Below are 4,839 nucleotides of genomic sequence, written 5' to 3' on the forward strand. Positions count from 1 at the left end.
ACACTGCCCGGGCTGACCCACCTGAAGCCCCGGCCCTTCACGTTCGGGGCCGCCCAGAACAGGAGCGCGATCATGAGGATGACCAGGATCACCAGCACGGGCCACTTCGCGATCGACCAGACCGTCAGCACGGTGTCCCCGATCCCCAGGGCGGATCCCGCCTGCTGGGCGATGCCGCCGGTGAAGACCACGATCAGCGCGCTGACCACGGCCAAGACCAGCAGGACGACCGTCACCCCCACACGAACGGGAAGGAGCTTCCACACCGGACGCCCCTCCGGCATGTCGTAGACCGCGTTGGCGGTACGGATGAACGCCGCGACATATCCGGAAGCCGACCACACTGCCAGCACCAGACCGACGACAGCCATCAACGACCCGGCCCCGCCGCGGCCCTGCAACTGTGTCACCGCATCACTGATGATGTCCCTGGCCGAGCCCGGCGCGAGCTTCCGCAGGTTCTCCAGGACCTGGTCGGTCGCCGACTTCCCCGCAAGGCCCAGCAACGACACCAACACGAGAAGCGCGGGAAACAGCGACAGTACCCCGTAATACGTCAGAGCCGCCGCCCGGTCGGTGAGTTCGTCGTCCTGGAACTCTTTCACCGTTCCCTTGAGCACCGCCCACCACGAACGCTTCCCGAACTGCGTGGGCTCATCGGGTGCCCGCCGTTCCACCTCCGCGTCAGGGCCGACCCCCAGTTCCGACGGCGCCGCCTCATCCTCTGCCGTCCCATGCGGCCTGCCCTTGTGTTCTCTTGAAGTCTCTTCCATGAGACCCGGAGTAACCACGTCTCAAGTGAGCATGCCCACAGCGCAGATCGGCTGCGGAGGCGCCGGCTCGTCGTCCAGGGCATCCGCGTCGACCGAGAGTCGCATGACGCTGGCACACACCCCAAGCGCCCGTGCCGCTTCTGCCGTTCGAGACGACGGCCGTGGCCCGGTACGGTCACACCGGCAGATCCCGCTGCTCGGCCAACCACAATGCGTGTGGGGCTGGCGCGGCCGGTGTCGAGCACCTGGTCCCGACCCGGCAACTCGAAGAGACTGAACTCGATGTTGAGCAAGTTGCTCTCACAGGGCGTCCCGCCTGGCGCCTTCTGTCAGCTTTGACCGTCGCGCTCGCCGTCCCGAGAGGCCTCTCCGATGCAGGCCTGCCGCTACGGCACGTCGGCCGTTCGCGAAGTCCTGATTACGTCGGGCGATCAACGCCGAGCTGTCCCGGCGTAGTCGGATCAACTTACTCAGGAGTCGGGAGCGGCGGGAGCGGAAGCGCCACCAGCCGATCAGCCTCCCCAGCATCCAGGCCGAGCATGAGAGGCACGTGTGCTACCGCCTCGGGCTCGTCGGCGAGTTCCACCAGTATCCGGAAGTCGTGCGGCCGTTCCCGCGCGAAGCGCACATAGGCGGCGGCGACCTGGCGGAGCCGTTCCTCGGGGCTTCCTTCCGCCTCGTAGGCGGCGTCCATACAGGCCCGGCTCTCCTCCATCGCCTGCTCGGCCACGGCGACCAGGAGGGCAGGCCGGCTTCCGACCCGGTTGTAGATCGTCGCGACCGCGACCTCCACGCGTTCGGCGACGGCTTCCAGGGTGAGGGCGTCAACTCCCCGGGGGGCGACGATCTCGCGTGCGGCGTCCACCACCGAGCGGCGTCTGGGTGTCGGCGTAGCGCCGCTCGAGGCCTTCCAGGTCTTGCTCGGCGACGGCCAGGTCGTGGGCGGTGACGTGTGCCTGGCCGTAGTGGGGCCCGTGTCCAGGCAGGTGCGGAATTCGGTGCAGGTGCGGCGTCGCGTGCCGATGAGCGAGGCCAGTGTGGTGAGGTCCTGGCGCAGCAGCTCCAGGGAAGCCAGGTGATTGCGCATGGCGTGGTGCCGGTGGCCGTCTCGTGGGGTGTCGGTGATCTGTGGGATCCGGTCGGTCAGGGCTTTGTCGGTGGCGTCGAGACGGCGCTGGCGCAGGTGGGCGATGCGGGCTTCGCCGGCGGTGAGGACGGGGGTGAGGCCGGCAGTGGCCGGCTGCTCGTCGTAGCCGTTCCAGGGCCCTTTCGCCCGGTCGTGCTGGGCTCGGCGTGCAGCGGCGATGTCCCGGATGCCTTCGTGGAGGGTGCGCTGCGCCTTGTCGAGGGTGACCAGGGTGGCGGCGAGTTGGTGCAGTGTCCGCGAGCGGCGTGGGTGGTCACGTGCTGGTCGTGGTGGTGGGTGACAGCGGTGAGGTTTCGCTGATACGGGTGGCGGCCAGGGGTGCGGCGGTGTCAGGGTGCAGGGCGGCGATGCGCTCCAGCAGCCGGTTGACGGAGTGCGCAGGTCGGTGCCGGGCCCGTGTTTCGGGTCCAGCGTCCACCGGTCGAGGTCGTGCAGGAGCTTCCAGGCGGCGTGCAGGCCGGTTCCCCTGTCACCGGTGGCAGGGGGGTGGGCCAGGGATATCGCGTCCAGGACGGCATTGGCCTCGGCGTGCAGCAGAGATCTGCCGCGGGTGGTGGAGGGGGTGCCGGCCGGGATGGGCAGCTGGTCCAGGACCGCCTCGCTGGGGGGTTCGCCCCAGATGGCCGCCCACAGCCGACCTGCGCGGATTCAGTCCTCGGTGGCCGGCTCATCCGGCACCCACGCCGAGACGTCGTCGGCGGGGTGCGCAGGACCACGCCCAGCCAGTCCGCCTGGGCGTGCTCGATGAGACGGCTCAAGGCCGCACGAGGACGGCCGGGCTGCGTGCGGAAGCCGTTGAGCGGGAGGGCGTACATGGCGGGCTGCATGTCCTGCCGCAGGGCGTTCACCGCGTCCGCGCGCAGGACGTACAGCAGCACTCGTCTGCAAGTGCGCCGTCGACCGTGGCCCAGCAGGTGACGGCCGGCGGGCTGGAACCGCTGACTGTCAGGGCGAAGTGCAGCGCGGCGACCGCATCCTCGCGCCGGCAGATCCGGACCGTCCTGCCCGCCAAGGGCGTCACTCCGCGCGGTAGGTTCCGCCGGCCTCGCCGCCGTCGCGCAGCCACTCCACCACCAGTTCGTCCTTGGTGCCGAAGCGGACGAGATGGCGTCCCACGACCGCCTCCAGCCGCTCCGGAGAGCCGCCCTCCGTCTCGACCGTGAGCAGCAGCGCGCCGTCCCCGACGGTGAGCGTGCCCACGCCGTCCTGGAACTGCAGCCGCCCTTCGCCTCTTTCCTCGTCCCATGAGGTCTCGGCGCGGCGACCGAGGTGGCTCACGAGCTGCTTGGCGTAGCGGTGCGGCCGCTCGGTGACCACCCGGGCAGTGGAGCGGGCCCGCTCGCCGGCGAGAGCGGGCAGGGCGACTCCGAGCTCGTCGGCGGCCTCGGTCAGCTGCTTCCACACCTTCAGCGCGACCGGGATGCCGTCCGCGGCCCGCTCGGCGGCGACGGCTGCGCTGCGTTCGCCGGGGTAGTACACGCCTTCGGCGCCGTCCGCCGGAGTCAGGGTCTTGAGGGTGGCCAGAGTGGCCTCGACCGACTCGGCGAACGGCTCGGCGCCGCCGAAGGCGGCCGGGTCGACGGCGATCAGCAGGGCGTTCTGGCGGTGCTTGCGGCCCTTGGAGTCGCCGGAGTGGAAGTCGGCGAAGATGGGGGCGCCGACCAGCACACTGGTCAGCAGCTCGAAGGCGAGTGACATCCCGGACCCCTTGGCCCCGCCGAGCGGCAGCGGCATCACGGCCTTCTTGGGGTCCGTGGTCGGGGTGCCGTCCTCGGTGGCGGCGGCGCCCTCGGGCAGCGGGGTGTCGGACGCCTTGGCCTGGCGGATCTTCCCGAGGGCGATGGTGGCGGTGGCCATGTCAAGGAGCAGCGGGGCGCGGCCGTCGGCGGGCACCGCGATCGCCAGCGGACTGGTGGCCACTGCGGCGCCCTTGGCCCCGGTGTAGCCCATGTTGGGCATGCCGGCGACGAACGCCAGGCCGACCAGGCCCTGTTCGGCGATCTTCGACACATAGCGGCCGATGGCTCCGGTGTGCACGGTGCGACGCACACCGACGGCGGCGATACCGGTGGTTCTGGCCCGGGTCACGGCCTCCTCGGCGGCCGCGGTGAGTGCGACCGGGCCGGGCGCGCGGTCGGCGTCGAGAACGACGGCGGCCGGCGTGGAGGACTCCAGCCGTATCTCGGGGGCGGCGTTGGCAATGCCCTTGGCAAGCAGTTCCAGGTAGGCGGGAACCCGGGCGATACCGTGCGAGTCGACGCCGCGCTGTGCGGCCCAGACGAACACCTCGGCGGTGGTGTCGGCGTGGTCGGGGCTCAGGCCGCCCTTCTGGAGGAGGGAGGCGGCGAAGACCCGCAGGTTCTCCGCGGGAACCAGGACCTTGCCTGGCTTGGGGCTCGGTGAGTCGGTCATGGTGGCGGGGGCCTCCTGAATCAGCGGGTGACGAGGACGTCGACGACGGCGGTGGTGCCGTCCGCCACAGCCTTGAGGGCGCGTTCGAGAGCGGGAGCGAGGGCCTCAGTGGTATCGACGGTCTCGGTGTGCATGCCGAAGGGTTCGGCGAAGCCGGCGAGCCGGGGCAGCCGGTGCAGATCGGTGCCGAGCCACATGCCGGTCTCGGCCGCCGCGCCGTCGGGGTAGAAGCGGCGGTGGTTGAGGTTCATCGACTTGTAGACACGGTTGTTGAAGACCACGATCAGCACCGGCAAGTCGTAAGCCTTCGCCGCGTCGTACGACGGGATCACCGGGTTGTAGGTGAAGGCGCCGTCGCCGATGGTGAGCACCACTGGGCGTTCCTTGGCGGCCAGTTTGACGCCGAGGGCGACGGCGATGCCCTGGCCGAGTCCGCCCTGCACGTAGAAGTACGAGTCGGGGTCGGCGGTCTGCAGGTGCCGCTTGACGACGCGGCTGTGGGTGATG

Annotated in this window: 5 protein-coding genes; 1 reads left to right on the forward strand and 4 read right to left on the reverse strand. The window is 70.4% G+C overall.

Annotation, left to right across the window (positions count from 1 at the left end; all coding sequences use genetic code 11):
* Together GTW67_RS28530 and GTW67_RS28535 are read right to left on the reverse strand one after the other, a co-directional pair.
* The coding region (locus GTW67_RS28530; RefSeq protein ID WP_161167640.1) for a YihY/virulence factor BrkB family protein at positions 1-773 on the reverse strand (773 nt) is incomplete at its 3' end.
* Positions 774-1,239: 466 nt separating this feature from the next.
* Positions 1,240-1,860 carry a TetR/AcrR family transcriptional regulator gene (locus tag GTW67_RS28535; RefSeq protein ID WP_161167641.1) on the reverse strand — a complete coding sequence of 207 codons (621 nt, stop codon included), beginning with the start codon at positions 1,858-1,860 and terminating at the stop codon, positions 1,240-1,242.
* Between GTW67_RS28535 and GTW67_RS28540 the strand changes: the two genes are divergently transcribed.
* Complete coding sequence (locus tag GTW67_RS28540; protein ID WP_161167642.1) at positions 1,849-2,220, forward strand: hypothetical protein; 372 nt, start codon at positions 1,849-1,851, stop codon at positions 2,218-2,220. The two genes, GTW67_RS28535 and GTW67_RS28540, sit on opposite strands and share 12 nt — an antisense overlap.
* 717 nt (positions 2,221-2,937) lie before the next feature.
* Here the strand turns inward: GTW67_RS28540 and GTW67_RS28545 are convergent.
* Both GTW67_RS28545 and GTW67_RS28550 read right to left on the reverse strand, forming a co-directional pair.
* Complete coding sequence (locus GTW67_RS28545) at positions 2,938-4,332, reverse strand: Ldh family oxidoreductase (protein WP_161167643.1); 1,395 nt, start codon at positions 4,330-4,332, stop codon at positions 2,938-2,940.
* 20 nt (positions 4,333-4,352) lie between these two features.
* Positions 4,353-4,839 (reverse strand): thiamine pyrophosphate-dependent enzyme (locus GTW67_RS28550; RefSeq protein ID WP_237519074.1); only part of this gene is annotated, 487 nt, incomplete at its 5' end.

The organism is Streptomyces sp. SID5910 (assembly GCF_009862125.1).
In the GTDB taxonomy this organism is placed as follows: domain Bacteria; phylum Actinomycetota; class Actinomycetes; order Streptomycetales; family Streptomycetaceae; genus Streptomyces.

Bases quoted from the DNA above. Each gene is read 5' to 3' on its own strand.
- GTW67_RS28535 (WP_161167641.1), bottom strand. From the start codon at position 1,860: ATGCGCAATCACCTGGCTTCCCTGGAGCTGCTGCGCCAGGACCTCACC.
- GTW67_RS28545 (WP_161167643.1), bottom strand. From the start codon at position 4,332: ATGACCGACTCACCGAGCCCCAAGCCAGGCAAGGTCCTGGTTCCCGCG.